This is a genomic window from Streptomyces sp. JHA26, from assembly GCF_002005565.1.
Taxonomy (GTDB): domain Bacteria; phylum Actinomycetota; class Actinomycetes; order Streptomycetales; family Streptomycetaceae; genus Streptomyces.
Genome location: NZ_BDJC01000009.1, coordinates 114,552 through 135,117, shown reverse-complemented (window position 1 = coordinate 135,117; position 20,566 = coordinate 114,552). Strand labels below are relative to the sequence as shown.

Genomic DNA, 20,566 nt, shown 5'->3' with positions numbered 1-20,566 from the left:
TCCCGGGTCGGCGTCACGCTCCGACGAGGCGCAGCATCCCCCACAGCGCCAGGGTCGAGACGACCAGGGTGGCCGGGACGGTGAGCAGGCCGAGCCGGGTGAACCGGCCGAGGTCCGCCTCGATGCCGTGCCGGTGCAGGACGCGCCGCCACAGCAGGGTGGCGAGCGACCCGACGTAGGTCAGGTTGGGGCCCAGGTTCACGCCGATCAGCACGGCGAGGACGGGCCCGGGTCCGGCGGGCGCGGTCAGGGGGAGCAGCACCAGGACGGCCGGCAGGTTGTTGACGAGGTTGGCCAGCACCGCGGCCACCGCCGCCACGCCCAGCAGCGCCGTCGGCGAGTTCCCCTCGGGCAGCAGGTGTCCCAGCCCCGCGGCCGGGCCGCCTGCCACCACACCCCGCACCACGATGCCGAGGGCCAGCACGAACAGGCAGAACAACGGGGCGGCGGCGCCCACCATCTCCCGGGGCGTGACGTGCCGCCGGGACAGCGCCCGCACACCGAGCACCAGGACCCCGGCCAGCGCCGCCCACGCGGGCTCCAGCCCCGCCGGCGAGGCCACGGCGAACCCGGCCAGGGTCAGGGCCAGGACGACGAGGGTGAACCGGGGAACGGCGGGCTCCGGGGCCGGAGTGCGCGGCCCGTCGCCGGGACCGGACCCGGATCCCGGCCCGGCGACGGGCGCGGGCAGCGGGGTGGGGAGGGTCGCGGGCACGGCCAGGTCGGCGCGGAAGAAGCGGCGGAACACGACGTACTCGACGGCGATCGCGGCCAGCCAGGGCAGCGACATCAGCACGGCGAACCGGGTGAAGCTCAGCCCACTGGCCGCGAACGCCAGCAGATTGGTCAGGTTCGAGACCGGCAGCAGCAGGGACGCCGAGTTCGCCAGGTGCGCCGTGGCGTACACGTGCGGGCGTGCCCGGGCACCCGACCGGGCCGCGGTGGCGAGGACCACCGGGGTGAGCAGGACGACGGTGGCGTCCAGGCTGAGCACGGCCGTGACCACGGCGGCCACCGCGAACACGCCCGTCAGCAGCCGGTGCGGGCTGTCGCCGCACCGGCGCGCCACCACCGCGCCGACGGCCTCGAACAGGCCCTCCTTCGCGCACAGGTACGCCAGCATCAGCACCAGGGCGAGGAAGCAGACGACCGGCAGCAGCGTACGGGTCTGCTCCCAGGCCTCGTGCGGGGTCACCGTGCCCAGTGCCACGGCCAGCACGGCGGCGGGCACGGCGGCCGCGGCCTCCGGCAGCCCCCGGGGACGCAGCACGGCGAAGGCCAGGACGGCGAGCAGCAGGACGACCGAGAGGACCTCGGGGACGAGGGCGGTACTCAGGGGGTTCTCCTCCACACCAGCAGCCGGGCGGACACCCGGTGATCGGCAGCATCCAAGGATGACACCCCGGGCGAGGGGTCGGTCGCGCCCGGCGGACGCTCCGGGGCGGATGTGTCCGAGGCCACGCCGTGGACGAGACCCGGGCCACGTTCCGCACGGTGCGCCGCGGGCTACCGTTTCCGCGGGCTCCCCGTCCCCGGACCCCCGTGTCCTCGCGACGGCCCGGCTCCCTGTCCCCACCACGAGCAGTTCGGACGGTCCGGCAGTGCAAGCAGACCTCTCCCCCGTGATCGCGGCGACCACCCAGTGGCTCACGTGCGCCTATCCGGCGTCCGGCGGCGCGCTGGCCTCCGCCCTGTGCGAGGTGCAGGCGCGGCAGGCCGTGACGGTCGCGGCCCGGCTGCGCTACCCCACCCCGATGGACGCCGCGCTGATGACCATGTCGGGTCCGGGCGGCTCCGACCGCCTCGACTGGATCACCGGTGCGGACGGCGCGCCGGCCGCCGACCCGGACGACCACGCCTGGCGGACCTGGGTGGACGAGGTCGTGGCGAGCTGGGCGGCCTGTCTGCTGACCGACCCGGAGCTGGCCGCCCTGGCCGTGGCGGCACTCGCCGAGGACGGCCCCGTCACCGGGACGCCGGTCGAGTTCCGCCGCCTGCTCGTGCCCGACGAACGCGACCGCCGGGCGGCGGCACTGCTGCGCCACCCCGACCTGCTCGCGTCCGTGGCGGAACTGCACCTGGACCAACTCGTCGACCGGCTCGGCCCGGGGCGGGCACTGGTCGCCTGACCGGCGGTCTGTGCGGGGGCCTGCGGCGCTTGGGCGGGGTGCCTGCGGCGGCCTGTGCGGGTTCGGTGGGGGTGCGGGGTGCCTGCGGCGCCTGTGCGGGTTCGGTGGGGGTGCGCGTGGCGCCTTGGGTGGTCTGGGGGCCGGGGCCGCGCCGGGGGGTGTCCGTCCTCGGAACGGCGTGGAATCGGTTCCTCGAGAGCAGGCGGGGCATGGACGCGCCGACCGCTGCGGGCGGACACCCCCCGACACGTCCCCTTCCCGCCGTACGCGACTGACCGCCGTCGTCACTTCGCCGGCCTGTCTCAGCTACGGGCCGTCCTCTCCCGGCGCCCCAGCTGTGGGCAGAGGCGCCCGGCCGCGCGGAACGGCGTCGGCCCGCTCCCCGCAGGGTCAGGCGGCTGTCTCCAGTGCCGCCCGTGTCGGGGAGGCGCCAGCCCCTACCGGTACCGCTCCTGCGGGCCTGTGGGCCCGCAGCACGTGCCCCGCGCCGATGGTGCCGGCGATGATCAGGCCGCCCGCCATCAGCGCGCCCCGCGCCCCGGCCAGCTCCATCAGCAGGCCCAGCACCGGCGGTCCGCCGAGGCTCCACACCGTGCCGACGCTGCCCCACACACCGAGCACCCGGCCCCGCAGGTGCGCGGGCGGGTCGGTCTGCAGGACCGCCGTGCCCGCGGTGTCGGAGACGGACTCCACCACCGCCATCGGCAGCACCATCACCAGCAGTACGGCGAGTGACGGCGACAGTCCCGCCACCACCTGCAGCAGACCGCCCGCCGCCGCCAGCGCGCCCACGACCCGCACCGAGGGCCGGCGCAGCCGGGCGCCCAGGACCGCGCCGATGATGCCGCCGACCGCCAGGACGGTGGAGACCGTGCCGAACGAGCCGGCGCCGCCCGCGAGCGGCCCGGTGACCAGCACGGCGAGCGTGAGCTGGTAGTTGCGTCCGAAGACGGCGCTGACAGCGGTCACGCCGGCCAGCGCCAGCAGCCGGGGACGGCGCACGAAGAAGACCAGGCCCTCCCGCACGCTCATGCCGTCGTCCGCGTCACGCCGGCCGCGTGCGGCGCGCACTGCGGCCGTCCGGGCGGGACGGAGGAAGGGAATGACCGCCGTCACGAACAGGAACGACAGTCCGTTCGCGGCGTAGGCGGCGGCCGTGCCGAGGAAGCCGACCGTCACGCCGGCCAGTGCCGCCCCCGTGAGGCGGCCCGCCTGGTGCACCAGCGCACCCACTCCGATGGCGGACGGAACGTCCTCGGACGGGACCAGGTCGTTGCCCAGCAGGGAGCAGGCCGGGCCGTCGACGGTGGCGATGACGCCGGTGACGGCGGCCAGCACCATCAGGGAGGTGACGTCGAGGCGGTCCAGCGCCACCAGGAGGGCCGTCACGAAGGCCACCGTGCCGAGCAGCGCCTGACTGACCGCGGCGGTCGCCTTCCGCGGCCAGCGGTCGACGGCCGCGCCGCCGAACACGCTGATCAACAGCGCGGGCGCGGCCTGCACGGACATGGACAGGCCCGTCGCGGCGGCGGACCCGGTGATCTGCAGGACCAGGAGGTTCTGCACCGTGAGCTGCATCCACGTACCGGCGTTCGACACGAAGTTCGCGACGGACCACCAGCGCATGCTGCGGTGCCGGAGGGAACGCCACGGTGAGCGGGACGGGACCGGCGCGGGGGCCGGCGGAGCTGGAGCGGAGGAGGAAGACACAGTGCGCCACTCGAAGGCGGGTCGTGAGACCCGGAAAGGACAGGAACACGGGAGTGAGGACGCCGGCTGCGCTGCGCGGCCACTCCGACGAGCCGTGAGACGGCGCCGACCATCGTGACAGAAGGGACGGCCGAGTCGATTCCGGACGGCCGCGCGGTACTGCCCCGCCGGACGCCAAAGGCCAGCCGACGGCGGTTACTTGGCGCCGGGAGTGTGGTTGATCACAGGGGTCCGGGCCACGCCGGCACGCGTGACGGCCGACACGTCCACCGCTCCGGGGTCCGGTGCAGGGCTCCCGTGACCCGCACCGAAGGGGCACGGCAGGTGTCGGAGCATGAAAGCGACTCGGCGGGGCACCCGGGGCGCGCTCGTCACGCGTTCCGCCGGCGCAGCGCGGAGGAAGGACGGTCTCCTCATGATGCCGATGGCGGCGTTCACCCCGTACGACAGGGCCCGCGCGCCGTGGGACCGGGCCCTGGTGACCGGCGGTGCGGGCTTCCTGGGCTCCCACCTCTGCACCCGCCTGCTCGATTCGGGTGTCGAAGTCGACTGCCTGGACGACCTCTCCACGGGGCGGGCCGAGAAGGTGGCCCATCTGGCCGGCCGCCCCGGGTTCCGCTTCCTGGAGCGGGACGTCTCCGAGCCCGGCTGTGCGGACGCCCTCACCGGCCCGTACGACCTGGTGCTGCATCTGGCCGGACCCGCGGCGCCCGCCGCCTGGCCGGACCGGCCCGTCGCGCTGCTCGACGCCGGCAGCCTCGGCACCCGTGCCGCGCTGGGGGTCGCGGCACGGGACGGCGCACGGTTCCTGCTCGCCTCCTCGCCGCCGTACCTCTCCTACGGCCCGAGTCCCGCGGTCCCCGGCCACGACACCGACCCGGTCGGCCCGCACAGCGCCTGGGCCGGGGCCGTCCGGTTCGCCGAGGCCCTGGTCGCCGCCCACGCGGCTGCCCACGGCTCGAACGCCGGGATCGTGCGCCTGTTCGCCGGCTACGGGCCCGGTATGCGGACCGACGACGGCGCGGCACCGGCCGCCTTCATCGAGCAGGCGCTGGCCGGGGAGCCGGTCGCCGTCGCCGGGAACGGCGGCCACACGTACCCCCTGTGCTACGTCGACGACATGGTCGACTGCGTGCTGCTGGTCGCGGCCGGTCGCTCGGTACGGCCCGTGGACATCGGCGGCGACGAGGCGCCGACAGCCCTGGAGATCGCCCGGCGGGTGATCGACCTGACCGGCTCCGACGCGCCCGTCGTCTTCGTCGACCCACCGGGCGGCCCGCCCGTGCCGCCCCGCCCGGTCACCGGCTTCGCCCGCGAGATCTTCGGCTGGCTGCCGGGCGTGTCCTGGCGGGAGGGCCTGGAGCGCACCGTCGCCGCGTTCCGGGACCGGCCGGAACCGGTGCCGACGGTGACGACGGAGCACGCGGGGGAGTGGTGAGCGGAAAAAAAGGGGGCCCGTCGGTGACGGGCCCCTCCCTCGTGTCGTCGTGCTTCCCCGCGTGCGTCAGCCGGGCTTGCCCCGCCCCGTCAGCGCGTCCCGCACCCGGTCGACCATGCCCGCACCCGGTGCCAGGAGCTTGTTCATCGGCGGCTTGTCCGGGCTGGCCGGGTGCGGTCGCGTCGGCGCCGTCTTCTTCGCCTGCCGGATCTTGTCGCCCAACCGGTCCAGGGCCTCGGGCGGACACGCCTCACGGAGTCTGGGGAAGAGGTTGCCCTCCTCGTCGGCGACGTGCGCGCGGATCTCGCTCATCAGCCTGCCGATCAACCGGTCGAACTCGGCGTCGTCCGCCTGGCAGCCCTCCAGGTCCTTCATGATCTGCTCGGCCTCGGCGTGGTCCTCGAGCTCCTTGTCGGCGAGAGCGTCCCCGTTCGGCACGTGCTCGCGCACGGCCGGGTAGAGGTACGCCTCCTCCGCCACCGAGTGCCGGACCAGCTCGATCGTGGCCTGATCGGCGTACAGCTTGCGGTCCTTGTGGCCGGCCGGCAGCGCCTCGATCTTCCCGAAGAGCTCCTCGACCTCGCGGTGATCGGTCGTCAGCTCGTCGATGACGTTTCCGCCGTGTCCCATGTTCCACCTCCAGTCGGATCGTGACGGTCGGGGGACCGATCGTCACGGGCGTCGGGTCCCCCCGCGGGCGCCGGGCTAACGCCCGTTCAACAGCCCAGCCGGGACCGGACGCGGCCGGCCGCCGCCGCGGGGCGCGCCGCGGCCCGGACCGAGCGCTGCACCGTGTGGGCCTCGCGCCGCAGCCCCTTGGCGGCGTGCCGTCCCCGCCACATCAGCGAGGGCGCGCCTCCGGTGTCGTCCGCGGCGATCAGCAGGCCACCCATCATGGACAGGTTCTTCAGGAAGTGGATGCGCTGCTGGGCCCGCTCGGCCGGGTCCTCCGTCTCCCAGAAGCGGTGCCCGGCCAGGGTGGTGGGCACCAGGGTCACGGCGATGGCCAGGGCGGCCAGCCGGGGGAACCGGCCGAGTCCGAGCATGACGCCGCCCACCACCTGCACGGCGCCGTTGAGCCGTACGAGTTGTTCGGTGTTGTCCGGCAGCACGGACACGCGGTCGGTCACGGGCCGGACGACGGGCTCGGCCACCGGCGCCACGTCCTGGGGACGGCGCACGGAGTGCAGGCCGCCTGCGACGAACATCGAGGCGAGCATCGGCCGGCCGGCCATACGCAGAAGACTCATGACGCTCTCTCCCGGGTTGCCAAGGGGGTTGTGTCTACCGGGATCATCAGGTGCCCCGGCGATGCGGCGCCATTCGGCGCCGGGCGTGGACCCGGTGGCCGCGGGCACCGGGCCGTGGGCGTTTTCCGCAGGTCACAGACTGGTGAGGAGCTGCGGCGACAGGTTCTTGATCATGGTGTTGGTCCAGCGCATTTGGCGCAGTGTCTGCGGGTGGCAGGCGGAGACCAGGTCCAGGAGTCCGCCGTCCTTCGACGCCTGGGCGACCTGGGCGAGCATCTCCCAGTGCAGCGAGTTCTCCGCGGCGCCGAGGTGCAGTTCCCGCAGGTCGCGCAGGAGCAGCAGGCCGGGTTCGGGCCGGTGCGCCACGGCCTGCGCCGCCTTCTCGCGCAGGGTCGCGAACACGCCGTCCGGCGAGGCGTCCGGCGGGCCGCCGAGGTCGAGGCCGTGGTGCCCGGCGGTCTCGGCCAGTCGTCGGACGTGCTCGCGCGACCAGCGGGCGAGGTCGGTCGCGACGTGGTGGACCTCGTGCTCGGCGCGGTGCCGCTCGGCGACGGTGATCAGGTCGTGCGCCAGGCGCCGTTCGCCACGGTGCAGGGTGCGCAGGGTCAGGGTGATGCCGTTCACCGGGCGCCTTCCTCACGTTCGTGCGGGAACCGGGCCGGTACCTGCGTGGTGTGCGCCGCCGGTCCGCCCGCCGTGGCCGGCACGGTGCCGGCCACGGCCGGTGCCGACGCGGTGGTGGTCGGGGCCGGGGCCGGACGGCCGTCACCGCGTTCGACGAGGGTGAGCGCGGCGGTGGACGTCTTGAACAGCGGCTGCTTGGAGACCGGGTCCCAGTCGGTGACGGTCGTCTCGTTGGCGGCCCGGCCGGGGGTGTCCGGACCCGGCCCCGACCCGCCCCCGGTGTCCCAGTAGCCGTAGTGGAACGGCACGAACAGCAGCCCCGGCCGGATGCCGGTCACCCGCAGCCGTCCCCGCAGCGAGCCGCGCCTGCTGGTGACCTCGACCAGGTCCCCCTCGCCGAGGCCGAGCCGGTCCGCGTCCGGGGCGGAGACCTCCACCCACACGTCCGGGGCGGCGCCGGCGAGCTGAGGGGCCCGGCCGGTCTTCGTCCGGGTGTGGAAGTGGTAGATCGTCCGGCCCGTGGTGAGCTGGAACGGGTACTCCTCGTCCGGCTCCTCGTGGGGAGGCAGGTAGGCGGCGGCCTTCAGGACGGCCTTGCCGTCGGGGTTGAGGGAGCGGTACTCCACCACCTCGACGGACGCCCCGGTCTCCAGGTCCTTGCCGTAGCTCTCGCACACGTCCGGGTGGGCCCACCGGATGCCGTCGGTGTAGAGCCGGGCGGTGCCCTCCGGTGCGCTGTCGTCGCAGGGCCACTGGATGCCGCTGGTGCCGCGCAGCTTGGCGTAGGTCAGGCCGGTGTAGTCGCAGGGGCGGCCCGCGCTGCACCGCTTCCACGCCTCGAACGCGGACTCCGGGTCGTGCCAGGTGATCAGCGGTCCGCCGTCCTTGTCCCGGAAGTCCATGCGCCGCGCGTAGTCCAGGAAGATGTCCAGGTCGGGCCGGGCCTCACCGGGCGGCTCGACGGCCTTCTCCGACAGGTGCACGGTGCGGTCGGCGTTGGTGAGCGCGCCGGTCTTCTCGCCCCAGGTGGCGGCCGGCAGGACCACGTCGGCCAGTCGGGCGGTCTCCGTCAGGAACAGGTCCTGCACCACCGTGAACAGCCGGTCCTGCGACAGGATCGTGCGGATCCGCGCCAGTTCGGGCAGGGAGACGGCGGGGTTGGTGCCGCTGATCCACAGCATGCGGATCGAGCCCTGCTCGGCGTACCGGAACATCTGCATCGCGTGGGTGGGCGGCGCGTAGTGCGGGATGGTCTCCGGCTCCACGTTCCACACCCTCGCCAGGTCGGCGACGTGGTCGTCGTTCTGCCAGTTGCGGAAGCCCGGCAGGTCGCCGTCGGCGCCGCACTCGCGGGTGTTCTGGGCCGTGGGCTGGCCGTTCATCTGGAGCAGGCCGGCGCCCGGGCGGCCCAGCATGCCGCGGATCAGGTGCAGGTTGTTGATCTGCACCGCCGCGGCCGTGGCCTGGTGGGACTGGTAGACGCCCTGCAGGACGGTGGACACCAACGCGTCGGTGGTGCCCACGAGTTCGGCGGCCTCCTCGATCCGGGCGGCGGGGACGTCGCAGATGCCCGCGGCCCACTCGGGGGTGCAGTGGGCGACCCGGTCGGCCAGTTCCTCGAAGCCGACGGTGTGCGCGGCGATGAAGTCGCGGTCGATCCGGTCGTGCCGGATCGTCTCGTGCAGCAGTGCGTTGAGCAGGGCGACGTTGGTCCCGACGCGGGGCGCGAGGTGCACGGTGGCGTGCCCGGCGACCCGGGTCGGCCGCGGGTCCACGCACAGCAGACGCGGTGGATCGGATCCTTCCAGCCGGTCCAGCAGCCGCATCCACTGCACGGGCTGGGTCTCGGCGATGTTGTGGCCGAACAGGGCGATCACGTCGGCGTGGTCGAAGTCGTCGTAGCTGCCGGGCTGCCCGTCGCAGCCGAACGTCTCCTTCAGCGCCTCCGCGGCCGTCGACGTGCACAGCCGGGTGTTGCCGTCCAGGTGGTGGGTGCCGATGCCGGCCCGGGCGAGGACGGCGAGCGTGTAGTACTCCTCCAGGAACAGCTGCCCGCTGGTGTAGAAGCCGATCGATCCGGGGCCGCGCCGCTCCAGCAGTTCGCGCGAGCGGGCGGCCACCAGGTCCAGCGCGGTGTCCCAGTCCGTCTCCACCAGGCGCCCGCCCCGCCGCACCAGCGGCCGGGTCAGCCGGTCCGGGGAGGCGTTCGCCTGCCATCCGAACAGGTCCTTCGGTCCCAGCCGGCCCCGGTTGACCCGGTCCGTGGCTCGGCCCCGCACGCCCACCATCCGGCCGTCGGCCACCGCGATGTCCATCGCGTCGCCGTCGGAGTGCAGGATCGACGCGGACTGCACCCACCGCTGCACCGCCTCCGGGTCCACGCCCTCCGCGAGGAACGTGTCCACTCTGGCCTGCCAGGTCTCGTGCCGCCCATAGGGCGTCCTCCCGCCCCAGGGATGCGCGATCCGGTCCGCCGACTCCTCCATACAGGCCTCCACCCCATGCTCCGCCCCATTGGCGGGCGGCCGGGTACCCGCTCGCCGCCGACCGACGCATACGCCTTGTGGGAGCGCTCCCAAGCGGGCAGGATGCTGCGATGACCTCGACCGCCGCCGTACGCCCCTACCGTCCCGCCGACGCACCGGCCCTCGACGACATCTGCATCCGCACCGCCCACAACGGCCGCGACAGCCGCCCGGTCTACGCCGACCCCCGCATCCTGCCCGCGATCTTCGCCGCCCCCTACGTCCACCTCGACCCGGACCTGGCCTTCGTGCTGGACGACGGGCGGGGCCGGGCCGTGGGCTACGTCCTCGGCACGGCGGACACCCCGCGCTTCGCCGGGGAGTTCCGCGCGGAGTGGCTGCCCCGGGTCGCCGACCGCTATCCGGCGCCGGACGGGCCGCCCGGCACCCCGGACGAGTTCATGGCCACCCTGCTGCACGACCCCGAGCGCATGATCGTGCCCGAACTGGCCGCCTACCCCGCCCACCTGCACATCGACCTGCTGCCCGAGTGGCAGGGCCGCGGACACGGACGGGAGCTGATGCGCACCTTCTGGCGGGCGCTGCGCGAGCGCGGGGTGCCGTCCGTCCACCTGGTCATGGCGACGGCCAACGTCCCCGCCCGGGCCTTCTACGACCGTCTGGGCTTCCACGAGATCGAGGCGGCCGGCCTGGACCCCGCGGACGTCACCTGTCTCGGGCGCACGACCGAGGACGTCACCGGCCGGCCCTGACCCGCCGGGGAGCGCTCAGGCCGCACCCAGTCGGTAGACGTTGAAGGCCCGGCGGATCACCGGCTGGGCCACGTTGCGCACCCGCACCCCGCCCGCCGTCATGCCGTGCTCCGAACCCAGGTGCGCGTGACCGTGGACGGCGAGGTCCGCGCCGGCCGTGTCGATCGCCTCGGCCAGCAGGTAGCTGCCGAGGAACGGATGGATCTCCGGCGGCTCACCGGCGAGCGTGTCGGCCACGGGGGAGAAGTGCGTCAGGGCGACGCGCACCGCGCAGTCCTGGTCGTCCAGCTCCTTGAGCGCGGCGTACAGGCTGTCCGCGGAGCGGCGGGTGGTGCGCACGAACTCCTTCATGACCGGCTCCCCGAACTCCCCGGCGCTGCGGCCCACGAAACCGCCGCCGAACCCCTTGGCCCCGGCGATCCCGACGCGGGTCCCGGCGCACTCCACGACCGTCGCCTCGCCCTCCAGGACCGTCACACCGGCGTCCTGGAGGAGGGCGGCGACCTTCTCGGGCTGCTCGTCGTGGTGGTCGTGATTGCCGAGGACGGCCACCACCGGCACCGGCAGACCGCGCACCTCCTGGGCCACCACCCGGGCCTCCTCCGGTGTGCCGTGCCGGGTCAGGTCCCCGGCGAGCAGCAGCACGTCCGCGCACTCGGGCAGGGTCTCGAAGGCGGGCCGCAGCAGTCCCTGGCTGTCGGGGCCCATGTGGATGTCTCCGACGGCGGCGACGCGGATCATCACAACTCCTCCGCATGGTCGGGGCGGGTGGTGTCGGCCACCACGATGTCGCTGTGCACGGTGAGCCCCGCCAGCTCCTCGCGCACGACCCGCAGGAGGGTCTCGCGGCACTGGACGGAGGGCACCGTGCCGGTGACCGCGACGGCCCCGGCCCGGACCTCGGCCCGGACCCCGAGCTCGGCGAGCTCCTCGGCGGCGAGCCGGTCGTGCAGGTGGGCGACGCGGTACTCGACGTTCTCGGCGGCGGACGCGGGGTCGCTCGCGGCGGGCCCCTGGTGGGCGACGGGGTCGCTCATCGGTGCTCCTCCTTCGCGGGGGAGGCCGGGGAGATGATCTCCAGCCGTTCGAGGATGAAGAAGAACGCGGCGGGCATCGGGGCGTCGCCGCAGTCGCGGCGCAGCTCGTCCCAGTCGATCTTCTCCCGCAGCGTGCGGGCGATGGGCAGCACCGCCCCGAAGTCGCAGTGGTGCTCCGAGAAGGCGGCCAGCAGACCGCGCAGCAGGTCGGTCGGCGACAGGACCGGCATCAGCACCGAGTCGACGGAGAGCTCCCGGGCCCGGTCCAGCAGGCCCGCCGTGACCGGCTGGTGCGCCAGTTCGAAGATGAGGTCGACCTGCTGCCCCAGGCAGTTCGCCTTCAGCAGCCAGTCCTCGGGCGGCGTGTAGACCTCCAGGCCCGCCTCGCGCAGTGTGCGGGCCACGGCTTCCGCGTCCTCGGGCCGGATGCAGAAGTCGACGTCGTGCTGGAGGTTCTGGGTGCCGCCGTGCGCGTACACGGCGACACTGCCCGCGAGGGCGAACGGGTGGCCTTCCCTCTTCAGGATCGCGCCCACCTGCTTGGCGGCCTGGAGGATGGCCTGGTTGCGGTCGACCGGGAGTTCCTCACGGAGCACGTCGTCACGGCCGGCCGGCCGGGCGTCCCCGGCCGGCGGACGAAGCTCGGACACGCCGGCGTGCCGGTCGAGAGCGCGGTCGTCGGCGGGCTGCGTCATCGTGGTCCCCTCTCCGGGCTGTGGTCCTCCGCGGACCGGGCCGGTCGTCGCCCCGGTGCGGGTACCCGGCGGGGCACCGCCGACACAGGGCCCACGACGCCCGGTCACCCGGTGCGTCCCCGGCCGGTTCCGGGCACTCGGACGGCATGAACGACACACACGAGCGGCCACAGGACGACGCGGACCGCCGGACCGTCGAACGGCTGGTGGCGGCGTGGCTGGAGGAGACCGGGCGGCACGACCCCGCCGCGGCCCGACGGGCCCGCGCCGGCTGGGAACGGGGAACCCTGCCGGAGCAGGCCGCGCAGGACCTGGCCACCTGGGTCACCGCGCGGATCACGGACACCGGCTTCACCGAGGACGAGGGACCGTACGTCGAAGGACCCGTGCGCATCAGCCCGTCCGACAAGGAGACCGTGCACGGCTGGCTGCGGGCCCACGGCCACGTCGTGTGACGCGCCCGGCGGGAGCCGCCCCGGGCGTCACCCGGCCCGGGGCCGCCACCCGACCGTCAGGAGTGCCGCGCGTCGGGAGTGCCGCGTCGTCCTGCGACGGGGACCGCCTGGGTCACGTCGGTCCGCGGGACGAGGAACCGCTGCCGGAGACCGACGGGGCGGACCACGGCGTGCCGCAGCCCGGGCGCCCCGGAACAGCGGACCACGGCGGTGGCCGGGACCGGCGCCGGGTGGGCCGGGCCGGCGAGGAGGTCCGGCGGCGCGCCGCCCGCCCCCGACGCCGGCACCTCGCCCCGCGTCGCGTGCCGGCCGGGTCGGGCGTACCGCGCGGCGGCCCGGCACCGCGCCCCCGGGCGCGCGTGTCGGGCGGACCGTCCTCGGGACGCTTCGGCCGCCGCAGACCGGGCACGCGGTCCGTCGGACGACCCCGAGCGCCGAGGAGTGGTGCCCCATGACCGAGTACGAGCGTTCCCGCACCATGCCCGCACAGGCCGAGCAGGTCTTCGACCAGGCCGCGAACGTCGACCGGCTGGACACGTGGCTCCCGCGGGAGCTGCACGTGGAGATCGAGGAACCGCCCGCCGTCACCGTCCACGAGGACCACAGCGACCAGGACACCTCCGCGCTGCTGCGCGCCCGGCCCGAGCAGATGCGGCTCGAATGGGGCACGCGGGACCAGGGCAGCTACGCCGGCTGGCTCCAGGTCGCCGGCCTCGACACCGGGACCAGCGAGGTCACCGTCCACCTGTCGTTCTTCGACGACAGTCACGACCCGGGCGGGCAGGCGGTCGCCGACGCCCTCGACACCAGCCTGCGACGCCTGGAGGAACAGGTGCGACTGCGCACCGGCTGAACCGGCGCCGCGGCCGTCGCGGCCACGCCCGGCTCCGGTGCGCCCGCCTTCCCGGAACCGTCCGGACCGCCGCCGCCCCCCCCACCGCGTCCGACCGGTACGCCGGACCCGTCACGTCACGACGGGCGGCCCCCCGCCCGGACGGAAGGTCGCCCGCTGGCCGTGCCGGCAGTGCACGATCCGGTCCGCGAGCCCCCTGCGGTCGGCCTCGGCGAGGAAGGCGTCGAGGGGTGAGCGGAAGACCGTGTAGTCGTCGTAGTGCACCGGCAGGATCCGCCGGGGGTCCAGGCGCCGTGCGAGTTCCGCGCCCTGGCGTCCGTCCATGGTGACCACGAAGCCGCCCGGCAGCGTGGTGCCGCCCAGGTGCAGCACCGCCAGGTCCAGGTCGGGGAAGCGGCGGGCGATCTCGTCCAGGCCGTCGAAGAGCAGCGTGTCCCCGGACACGTACAGCCGGTGCCGCGGCGGCCCGTCGACGGGCCCGAACTCCAGCAGGCTGCCCATCACCGGCGGCAGCAGACGCCGCAGCGCCGGGTGGCCGGCGTGGCGGCCGGGCAGCGCCGTGACGCATGCCTGGGCGTCCCCGTGCCGCACGGTCTCCTGCTGCCAGGTGCGCAGTCCCACGGCCCGGTGGAACCCGTGCAGGCCCTGCAGCCGGCGGGAGGCGTGCGGGGTGGTGACGATCGGCAGCGATCGGGGCAGCCGCCGCCGGGTCACCCGGTCCCAGTGGTCGCCGTGCAGGTGGGACAGCACTACGGCGTCCAGTTCCGGCAGGTCGCGGGGGTCGAGGGCGGGTTCGGTCAGGCGGCGGCTCGTGAGGCCGTGACCGAGGTAGGCACGCTGTCCGCGGTGGAGGAAGTTCGGATCGGTCAGCAGGCTCAGCCCGCGGTACCGGAGCAGTACGGTGGCGTTGCCGATGAAGTGGATCCGCAGACAGTCGTCGGGGGACGGGGACATCAGCGTGCTCCTGTCCGAAAGTGCGTGCGGGGCCCGGTCGGCCCGGCTCCTCGTGGAAGCAGGGAGTACCCCTCGCGGGGGCCTTCACCCGGGCTCCGGCGGAACAGCGCCGGAGGTGCCCGCGGGACGGCGTCGTCGGCACCGGTGCGCACGGCCCCGCCGGTCCGTCACCCGCCGGGCTCCACGGCGTCGCGCCGCCCGGCCGTCTCCTCCCGGTTCCCTCGCGTCGGGTCGGGGTGGTGCGGCCCGCCGGCTCCGGCCACCGCAAGCCGGATCCGCCCGCCGTGCCGGGCGCCGCACGCAGGCGCACCGACGTGCCGGCCCGCCTCCGGCACCAGCGGGCGCACCGCCGGCACCGGGAGGGCGGGGGTGTCCTGCTCGTGCAGAGCAACCGCGGTGCGGGTCGGTGAAGTTGGGTCCGGACGGACGGACAGCGCCGGCGCGTCGCCGGCCGGGGGACGAGCACACGCGCCCGCGGCGGCGCGGTGCCGACGGGGGCCGGAGCGATCGGTCCGGTACGGGTCGCCGTCGGACCGGTGCGCCGCCGGTCCGTCCGGCTGTGCCGATGCCGTGTCAGGAACCCACCGGTACAGGGCCGATTGGCTGATCGTTTCTATCCGTCCGGGTGCCTGGCGGCCCCGGAGGGGCGTATGGTCCGTCACCCGAATGGCCCCCGCGCGCTACTGGCGGTGGCCGATCCGGTGTCTCCTGGAGGGTGTCAGCGGCGTCCAGGCTGGGAGGCCGGTCATGTACGAGATGTGCGTGGGCCCGGAAAAGGCGGGCGGAGCTTTGGTGTGGCACGTGATGGCCAAACAGGCCGCGGCCACCCTGTGCGGACAGGAGCTCCGCGAGCGTATCGAGGCATCCGACGGTGAAAGGGCGCGACACTGCCCTGACTGCATGGCTTCGTTCGAGAGGCTGATGACAGCGACACCGTGCTGACGGACCGTCCGCGACACCGACCGCCCCGCCGCAGCCTGCGGCGGGGCGGTCGGTGTGCCGTCGCCCCCGCACGCCGACGTCCCTACGGCGCGGTCGCCGGGCGCCGCCGCAACGGGGCGCCCGGCCGGGACCGTGAGGCTCGGTGCGCGGCGGACCGTGCGCCCGGACCCGTCCCGAGGACCGCCCGTCCGGTGCGGGCCGAAGTCGCCCCCGGCCCGCGTCCCGTGCCGTGCCCCGGTGGGACAATCTGCTCGCAGGGGCGGCACCGTGGTCGTGGCCGTCCCGGGAGCGGAAGGAGCCGTGCGCATGATCGAGTGGGTGCCCCTGGGAAGCGGTGCCAGACCCGTCCCCCGGCCCGTCGCGGCCCCGCTGGTGTGGGCCGGGGCGTTCGCCGGCGCGCTCGTCCTGGTGGCACTGCTCAACGGCACCGTGGGCTCCGGGCGTCCCGGACTCGCGCTGGCGGTGCTCTCCCTCCTGGCGGCCCTGCTCGGGCTGTGCGCCCGCTTCACCGCCGCCCCCGGCACGGCCGTCCTGTGCTGGCTGTCCCTCAACGGCTTCGCGATACCGCCCGCCGGCGTGCTCACCTGGGGCGGGCGCCGGGACGCGCTCTGGCTCGCCTGCCTCTTCGGCGCGACCCTCGTCGGGACCGCCCTGGCCCGGCTGGTCCACGCCCGCGCCGCCTACCGTCGGCTCACGACGGAACGCGGCGACATGTGACCCGCCGACCGGACGACGCGCACCCGTCCGGTACGGGAAGGGTCCCGCCGGGTGACCGGCGGGACCTCGTGACGCCGCGTCCGGCTCAGGCCGTGTGCAGGGTCAGCCCGTAGCGGTTCAGGATCTCGTTGACCGGCTGGAACCACGTCTCCCCGCCGCCGGAGCAGTTGCCCCAGCCGCCCGAGGTGACGCCCTGCGCCTGGTCGCCGCTGATGAAGGAACCGCCCGAGTCACCGGGCTCGGCGCAGACGCTGGTCTTCGTCATCTGGTGCACCGCGCCCTGGCTGTAGTTGACCGTCTCGTTCCTGGCCAGCACGGTGCCGCAGTGCCAGTGGCTGGTGGAGCCGGAGCGGCAGATCGACGCGCCGACCGGGGCCTCGGCGGAGCCGCGCACCAGCTGGTCGGAGACCGTGCCCCAGCCGAGCACGACCGGCACCGTCCACCAGCCGCTGCCCACGCTGACCCACGCGTAGTCGTTGTCCGGGAACGACGAGCCCTGGAACGTGCCGATGTACGACCCGTCCCAGCCGCTGACGCCGGCCCCGGCCCGGCCGCAGTGCCCGGCGGTGACGAACCCGCCGTGCACCGAGAAGCCGATGGAGCAGCGGACGTTGCCCGTGTAGTACGGATCGCCGCCGACCGTGCCCGCCGCGAAGGTCCGCGGGGCGGACGCCACCGTCCGCACGGTCACCGGGCCGGACGCGCGGGCCCGGTCCAGAAAGCGTCGGACATCGTTGTCGGCGTGTTCGCCGCGGACGACGTCGACGACCACCGTGTTGGCGGCCGGGTCGACGTGCCAGCCGCTGACGCCCGCGGGCGCGTCGAGCCCGTCGACGCGCTGCTTGGCGGCTTCGAGCTGCCGGGCGCTGTGCGTGACGGTGCGGACGTCGGCGCCGGTGGAGCGGACGGCGCGGACCGTGGCGGGGGAGGCGTCCGCGGTGACGGCCACGGTCAGCCGCCCGCGGCCGGCGTCGAACCACGAGCCGCCGAAGGCGTCCCCGGCCGCCCGCTGCGCGGCGGGGGCGAGGTCGGTGGCGTGCCGTTCGGCCGCGAGCCGGTCCTCCGCCTGGGCCGGGGTGAGGCCGAGGTCCCGCTGCATGGCCTCGAGGAGACCGGCGGAAGCGGTGGGGGAGGCGGGGGCGGCGGAGCCGGCGGGTGCGTCGGTCGCCGCGGCGGGCAGGGTGCCGGCCGCGGCCCAGCCGCCGAGGACGAGGAGGGTGGCCAGGCCACAGTTCCTGAGTCTGCTGCGTCTCACAGGGGTGCCCTTCGTCGTTCCAGCGAGGTGGGGGTGGAACAACCGCGGTCTGAGAGCGCTCTCATCGGGTCGTGTCGAGCTTAGCCACGCCCCTTTATCAGGTCCATGCCAATGCGGCAATTTTTCCGGAGCGACGCCACCGCCCCGGTTGGCCCTTCGCGAGCGGGGCACCCGGTTCCGGGTCCTGGCCGAGTTCGCGCCGGGTCCTGGCCAAGTTCGGACGTGGAGGCGTGCGTGGCAGTTCGGCATCGGTTGATCAAGACGACGCCGCAGGCGGTGTGGGAGGTCCTGGCGGACGGCACCCGGTACGCGGACTGGGTCGTGGGGACGTCGTCCTCCACCCCCAGGCGGGGCCGGTGGCCGGAGGTCGGCGCCTCGATCGGCTACGAGGTGTCCATCGGGCCCGTCAGCCTGCACAACGAGACGGTCGTCAGGCGCTGCGAGGAGGGCACCGTCCTGGAACTCGAGGCGATCGCCGGCCCCCTCGGCACGGCACGGGTCGCCATCGAGCTGCGTCCCTGGGGCGAGCAGTGCCTGGTGATCGTGGACGAGCACCCCCTGCGCGGCGCCGGTGGATTCCTGCACAACATGGGCGTCGAAGCGGTGATCCAGCTGAGGCACCGGGCCATGCTGGCCCGGCTGGCCCGGCTGTGCGAGGGCGGAGCCGGTGAGCAGAGCCGGCCGGACCCGGCCCCCGCGTCCGAACCGGGGGCCGGCCGTGCCTGACGCCGTCGTGATCGGCGCCGGCCCCAACGGACTGGTCGCGGCGAACCTCCTCGCGGACGCCGGCTGGAGCGTGGAGGTCCTGGAGGAGCAGCCCGAGCCGGGCGGGGCCGTGCGCCACGACGGCGAGGTCGCCCCCGGCTTCGTCAACGACCTGTTCAGCTCCTTCTACCCGCTCGCCGCGGCCTCCCCGGTGCTGGCCGGCCTGCGACTGGAGGAGCACGGGCTGCGCTGGGCCCACGCGCCCCACGTGCTCGCCCACCCCCTGACCGACGGCACGTGCGCGGTCCTCGACCGCGACGTCGGCACCACCGCCGCCTCCCTCGACGTCTTCGCGCCCGGGGACGGCGCCGCCTGGCACCGCCTGCACGACGTCTGGGACCGCTACCGGGCCGACATCCTGGACGCCCTGTTCACCCCCTTCCCGCCGGTGAGGGCCGCCGCCCGGCTGGCCCTGCGCCTGCGCGCCGCGGGCGGGCTGCGGCTGGCCCGCACCCTGGTGCTGCCGGTGCGCCGTCTGGGCGAGGAGGAGTTCCGCGGCGAGGGCGGCAGACTGCTCCTGGCGGGCAACGCCCTGCACGCGGACCTCGCGCCCGAGGCCGCGGGCAGCGGCGGCTTCGGCTGGCTGATGACGATGCTCGGCCAGACCTACGGCTTTCCCGTGCCGGTCGGCGGCTCCGGCGTCCTCACCGAGGCCCTCGTCCGCCGGCTGCGCTCCCTCGGCGGCACCCTGCGCTGCGGGCGGCGCGTCGACCGGGTCGTCGTCCGCGACCGGCGGGCGGTGGGCGTGCGCACGGCCGACGGGGAGACGGTCACGGCCCGGCGGGCCGTCCTCGCGGACGTGTCCGTGCCCGCCCTGTACGGGACGCTCGTCGACCCGAGGGACCTGCCCGGCCAGGTCCTCGCCGACCTCGAGCGCTTCCAGTGGGACTTCGCCACCTTCAAGGTGGACTGGGCGCTGGACGGCCCCGTGCCCTGGCGGTGCGCCCAGGCGGCCGGCGCCGGCACCGTGCACCTGGCCGACGGCCTCGACGAACTGACCCGGTTCGCCGCCCAGATCGCCATGCGGCAGGTCCCCGACCGCCCCTTCACCCTGTTCGGCCAGATGACGACCACCGACCCGTCCCGCTCACCGGAGGGCACCGAGTCCGCCTGGGCGTACACCCACGTCCCGCAGGACATCCGGGGCGACGCCGGCGACGAGGGCATCGGCGGCAGCTGGGACGCCAAGGAGCAGGAGCTCATGGCCGACCGGGTCGAGCGCCAGGTGGAGCGCTTCGCCCCCGGCTTCCGCTCCCTGATCCGGGCCCGCCGCATCCTCGCCCCGCAGACCCTCCAGTCCATGAACGCCAATCTCCACGGCGGCGCCATCAACGGAGGTACCACGGCCATGCACCAGCAGCTCTTCTTCCGGCCCGTGCCCGGCACCGGACGGCCGGAGACACCGGTGGCCGGCCTCTACCTCGCCTCCGCGGGAGCCCACCCGGGAGGCGGTGTGCACGGGGCGCCCGGCGCCAACGCCGCACGGGCCGCACTGCGCCGGCACCGGCTGGCCGGCCCCACCCGGATCCAGCGCGTCCTGACCCGCCGCGACCGCGTCGGTGACAAACGATGACCGGCCTCGGACCACGCGGGGGTCCGCCGGTGACGGGCAGTCCGCTGCGCGACCGCACCGTCGTGGTGACCGGTGCCGCGCGAGGACTGGGCGCCGCACTGGCCGCGGAGTGCGCCCGCCGGGGAGCCCGGCTCGCCCTGCTCGGCCACGAGAGGACCCGGCTGGACGCCGTGGCGGCGGCCCTGCCGGCCCCGGCGCTCGTCCTGGAGGCCGACGTCACCGACGCCGCCGCGCTGGACGCCGCGGCGCACGAGGTGCGCGAGCGCCTCGGACCGCCGTCGGTCGTGGTGGCGAACGCCGGCATCGCGGAGGGCGGACCCTTCGCCGGGTCCGACCCGGCCGGCTGGCGCCGCGTCGTCGACGTGAACCTGACGGGCAGCGCGCAGACCGTGCGCGCCTTCCTGCCGGACCTGTTCCGGACCTCCGGCTACTGCCTCCAGATCGCCTCGACCGCGTCGCTCGGCGCCGCCCCCATGATGAGCGCCTACTGCGCCTCCAAGGCGGGCGTGGAGGCCTTCACCCACGCCCTGCGCGCCGAGGTGGCGCACCACGGGGTCGCCGTGGGCATCGCCTACCTCAACTGGATCGACACCGACATGATCCGCGACGCCGACCGGTACGCCGTCCTGCGCGAGCTGCGCGCCCACATGCCGGCCCCGGCCCGTCGCACCTACCCGGCCGACTACGTCGCCGCCCGCCTGGTGCGCGCCGTGGAACGCCGCCGCACGTCCGTGTACGTGCCCCGGTGGCTGCGCCTGGCGCAGTTGGCGCGCCCCGCACTGCCCGCCGTGGTCATGCGGGTGTCCCGCCGCGACCTGCCCGGGCTGGAGGCCGCGGGCGACATGGACGCCACCGGCCCGCTCGGCGGGGGCGGGCGGGCCGACCGCACGGCGCGGCACCCCGGGGGGTGACGCCGTACGCGGCACGCGCG

The 20,566-nt window shown here is 75.0% G+C and carries 20 protein-coding genes; 9 read left to right on the top strand and 11 right to left on the bottom strand.

What is annotated here, in order from left to right; genetic code table 11:
* Positions 1–13: 13 nt before the first annotated feature.
* A complete protein-coding gene (locus JHAT_RS08365; RefSeq protein WP_253195441.1) occupies positions 14–1,351 on the bottom strand; it encodes an SLC13 family permease in 1,338 nt (445 codons plus the stop codon).
* 250 nt (positions 1,352–1,601) lie between these two features.
* Here JHAT_RS08365 and JHAT_RS08360 point away from each other — a divergent pair, with 250 nt between their 5' ends.
* A complete protein-coding gene (locus JHAT_RS08360) occupies positions 1,602–2,129 on the top strand; it encodes a hypothetical protein (protein ID WP_077797418.1) in 528 nt (175 codons plus the stop codon).
* A 390-nt stretch (positions 2,130–2,519) separates the two neighbouring features.
* Here the strand turns inward: JHAT_RS08360 and JHAT_RS08355 are convergent, their stop codons facing one another.
* Positions 2,520–3,755 carry an MFS transporter gene (locus tag JHAT_RS08355; protein WP_107481868.1) on the bottom strand — a complete coding sequence of 412 codons (1,236 nt, stop codon included), beginning with the start codon at positions 3,753–3,755 and terminating at the stop codon, positions 2,520–2,522.
* Positions 3,756–4,254: 499 nt separating this feature from the next.
* Here JHAT_RS08355 and JHAT_RS08350 point away from each other — a divergent pair, with 499 nt between their 5' ends.
* A complete protein-coding gene (locus JHAT_RS08350; RefSeq protein WP_077797416.1) occupies positions 4,255–5,277 on the top strand; it encodes an NAD-dependent epimerase/dehydratase family protein in 1,023 nt (340 codons plus the stop codon).
* Positions 5,278–5,343: 66 nt separating this feature from the next.
* Here JHAT_RS08350 and JHAT_RS08345 read toward each other — a convergent pair whose 3' ends face one another.
* The 4 genes from JHAT_RS08345 to JHAT_RS08330 form a co-directional block, all read right to left on the bottom strand.
* Positions 5,344–5,907, bottom strand: coding sequence for a hemerythrin domain-containing protein (locus JHAT_RS08345; RefSeq protein WP_077797415.1), 564 nt, complete (start codon positions 5,905–5,907; stop codon positions 5,344–5,346).
* An 86-nt stretch (positions 5,908–5,993) separates the two neighbouring features.
* Positions 5,994–6,527 (bottom strand): DoxX family protein, encoded by a 534-nt coding sequence (locus JHAT_RS08340; protein WP_077797414.1) that lies wholly within the window; start codon positions 6,525–6,527, stop codon positions 5,994–5,996.
* Between the two features lie 132 nt (positions 6,528–6,659).
* Positions 6,660–7,151, bottom strand: coding sequence for a hypothetical protein (locus JHAT_RS08335; RefSeq protein WP_077797413.1), 492 nt, complete (start codon positions 7,149–7,151; stop codon positions 6,660–6,662).
* A complete protein-coding gene (locus JHAT_RS08330) occupies positions 7,148–9,637 on the bottom strand; it encodes a molybdopterin oxidoreductase family protein (protein ID WP_077797412.1) in 2,490 nt (829 codons plus the stop codon). The genes JHAT_RS08335 and JHAT_RS08330 overlap by 4 nt, the downstream gene beginning before the upstream one ends.
* A 110-nt stretch (positions 9,638–9,747) precedes the next feature.
* Here JHAT_RS08330 and JHAT_RS08325 point away from each other — a divergent pair, with 110 nt between their 5' ends.
* The gene (locus JHAT_RS08325) at positions 9,748–10,389 is read left to right on the top strand and encodes an N-acetyltransferase (protein ID WP_107481867.1); all 642 of its coding nucleotides are present in this window, start codon (positions 9,748–9,750) and stop codon (positions 10,387–10,389) included.
* A 15-nt stretch (positions 10,390–10,404) separates the two neighbouring features.
* On the opposite strand, the gene JHAT_RS08320 is transcribed toward JHAT_RS08325, so the two are convergent.
* From JHAT_RS08320 to JHAT_RS08310, 3 genes are read right to left on the bottom strand one after another with little or no spacing between them, the layout of a single operon-like run.
* On the bottom strand, positions 10,405–11,130 hold the full coding sequence (locus JHAT_RS08320; RefSeq protein WP_171990797.1) for a metallophosphoesterase: 726 nt from the start codon (positions 11,128–11,130) through the stop codon (positions 10,405–10,407).
* Entirely contained in the window at positions 11,130–11,426 is a 297-nt protein-coding gene (locus JHAT_RS08315) for a BON domain-containing protein (protein WP_077797409.1), read from the bottom strand. The genes JHAT_RS08320 and JHAT_RS08315 overlap by 1 nt, the downstream gene beginning before the upstream one ends.
* The gene (locus tag JHAT_RS08310; protein ID WP_077797408.1) at positions 11,423–12,121 is read right to left on the bottom strand and encodes a nucleotidyltransferase family protein; all 699 of its coding nucleotides are present in this window, start codon (positions 12,119–12,121) and stop codon (positions 11,423–11,425) included. Before JHAT_RS08310 ends, JHAT_RS08315 begins: the two co-directional genes overlap by 4 nt.
* A gap of 146 nt (positions 12,122–12,267) precedes the next feature.
* Between JHAT_RS08310 and JHAT_RS08305 the strand changes: the two genes are divergently transcribed.
* Both JHAT_RS08305 and JHAT_RS08295 read left to right on the top strand, forming a co-directional pair.
* A complete protein-coding gene (locus JHAT_RS08305; protein ID WP_077797407.1) occupies positions 12,268–12,576 on the top strand; it encodes a hypothetical protein in 309 nt (102 codons plus the stop codon).
* 451 nt (positions 12,577–13,027) lie between these two features.
* Positions 13,028–13,429, top strand: coding sequence for an SRPBCC family protein (locus tag JHAT_RS08295; RefSeq protein WP_077797405.1), 402 nt, complete (start codon positions 13,028–13,030; stop codon positions 13,427–13,429).
* Positions 13,430–13,540: 111 nt separating this feature from the next.
* On the opposite strand, the gene JHAT_RS08290 is transcribed toward JHAT_RS08295, so the two are convergent.
* Entirely contained in the window at positions 13,541–14,383 is an 843-nt protein-coding gene (locus JHAT_RS08290) for an MBL fold metallo-hydrolase (RefSeq protein ID WP_077797404.1), read from the bottom strand.
* Positions 14,384–15,631: 1,248 nt separating this feature from the next.
* On the opposite strand from JHAT_RS08290, the gene JHAT_RS08280 reads away from it, so the two are divergent.
* On the top strand, positions 15,632–16,042 hold the full coding sequence (locus JHAT_RS08280) for a hypothetical protein (RefSeq protein ID WP_077797403.1): 411 nt from the start codon (positions 15,632–15,634) through the stop codon (positions 16,040–16,042).
* A gap of 85 nt (positions 16,043–16,127) precedes the next feature.
* Here the strand turns inward: JHAT_RS08280 and JHAT_RS08275 are convergent, their stop codons facing one another.
* A complete protein-coding gene (locus tag JHAT_RS08275) occupies positions 16,128–17,297 on the bottom strand; it encodes a S1 family peptidase (RefSeq protein WP_077797402.1) in 1,170 nt (389 codons plus the stop codon).
* A 234-nt stretch (positions 17,298–17,531) separates the two neighbouring features.
* Here JHAT_RS08275 and JHAT_RS08270 point away from each other — a divergent pair, with 234 nt between their 5' ends.
* From JHAT_RS08270 to JHAT_RS08260, 3 genes are read left to right on the top strand one after another with little or no spacing between them, the layout of a single operon-like run.
* Complete coding sequence (locus JHAT_RS08270) at positions 17,532–18,023, top strand: SRPBCC family protein (protein ID WP_077797401.1); 492 nt, start codon at positions 17,532–17,534, stop codon at positions 18,021–18,023.
* Positions 18,016–19,635: an NAD(P)/FAD-dependent oxidoreductase gene (locus JHAT_RS08265; RefSeq protein WP_077797443.1), complete on the top strand. Its 1,620-nt coding sequence runs from the start codon at positions 18,016–18,018 to the stop codon at positions 19,633–19,635. The genes JHAT_RS08270 and JHAT_RS08265 overlap by 8 nt, the downstream gene beginning before the upstream one ends.
* A gap of 29 nt (positions 19,636–19,664) precedes the next feature.
* The gene (locus tag JHAT_RS08260; RefSeq protein WP_077797400.1) at positions 19,665–20,546 is read left to right on the top strand and encodes an SDR family oxidoreductase; all 882 of its coding nucleotides are present in this window, start codon (positions 19,665–19,667) and stop codon (positions 20,544–20,546) included.
* Positions 20,547–20,566 lie beyond the last annotated feature (20 nt).

Bases quoted from the DNA above. Each gene is read 5' to 3' on its own strand.
- JHAT_RS08345 (WP_077797415.1), bottom strand. From the start codon at position 5,907: ATGGGACACGGCGGAAACGTCATCGACGAGCTGACGACCGATCACCGC.
- JHAT_RS08350 (WP_077797416.1), top strand. From the start codon at position 4,255: ATGATGCCGATGGCGGCGTTCACCCCGTACGACAGGGCCCGCGCGCCG.
- JHAT_RS08295 (WP_077797405.1), top strand. From the start codon at position 13,028: ATGACCGAGTACGAGCGTTCCCGCACCATGCCCGCACAGGCCGAGCAG.
- JHAT_RS08320 (WP_171990797.1), bottom strand. From the start codon at position 11,130: ATGATCCGCGTCGCCGCCGTCGGAGACATCCACATGGGCCCCGACAGC.
- JHAT_RS08355 (WP_107481868.1), bottom strand. From the start codon at position 3,755: ATGCGCTGGTGGTCCGTCGCGAACTTCGTGTCGAACGCCGGTACGTGG.
- JHAT_RS08330 (WP_077797412.1), bottom strand. From the start codon at position 9,637: ATGGAGGAGTCGGCGGACCGGATCGCGCATCCCTGGGGCGGGAGGACG.
- JHAT_RS08310 (WP_077797408.1), bottom strand. From the start codon at position 12,121: ATGACGCAGCCCGCCGACGACCGCGCTCTCGACCGGCACGCCGGCGTG.
- JHAT_RS08305 (WP_077797407.1), top strand. From the start codon at position 12,268: ATGAACGACACACACGAGCGGCCACAGGACGACGCGGACCGCCGGACC.
- JHAT_RS08290 (WP_077797404.1), bottom strand. From the start codon at position 14,383: ATGTCCCCGTCCCCCGACGACTGTCTGCGGATCCACTTCATCGGCAAC.
- JHAT_RS08340 (WP_077797414.1), bottom strand. From the start codon at position 6,527: ATGAGTCTTCTGCGTATGGCCGGCCGGCCGATGCTCGCCTCGATGTTC.
- JHAT_RS08315 (WP_077797409.1), bottom strand. From the start codon at position 11,426: ATGAGCGACCCCGTCGCCCACCAGGGGCCCGCCGCGAGCGACCCCGCG.
- JHAT_RS08325 (WP_107481867.1), top strand. From the start codon at position 9,748: ATGACCTCGACCGCCGCCGTACGCCCCTACCGTCCCGCCGACGCACCG.
- JHAT_RS08280 (WP_077797403.1), top strand. From the start codon at position 15,632: ATGATCGAGTGGGTGCCCCTGGGAAGCGGTGCCAGACCCGTCCCCCGG.